Consider the following 220-nt stretch of genomic DNA (forward strand, 5'->3'; position numbering starts at 1 on the left):
GATCTCACCAGGCATAAACGTACCCACACAGGGGAAAAGCCTTTTGTCTGTGATCAGGACGGGTGCAATAAGCGTTTTGGTAAATCAGCTCATCTCACCGTCCACAAACGCATTCACACAGGGGAAAGGCCTTTTGTCTGTGACCAGGAAGGATGCAACAAGTCTTTCGCCTCATCCGGTCATCTCGCCTACCACAAACGTACCCACACAGGGGAAAGGC

1 protein-coding gene is annotated in these 220 nt (G+C 51.4%); it reads left to right on the forward strand.

Annotation, left to right across the window (positions count from 1 at the left end; all coding sequences use genetic code 11):
- The coding region (locus E1189_RS23515; protein WP_196221190.1) for a C2H2-type zinc finger protein at window positions 1–220 on the forward strand (220 nt) is incomplete at both ends.

It is taken from the genome of Parendozoicomonas verongulae (genome assembly GCF_009711465.1).
Lineage (GTDB): Bacteria > Pseudomonadota > Gammaproteobacteria > Pseudomonadales > Endozoicomonadaceae > Sansalvadorimonas > Sansalvadorimonas verongulae.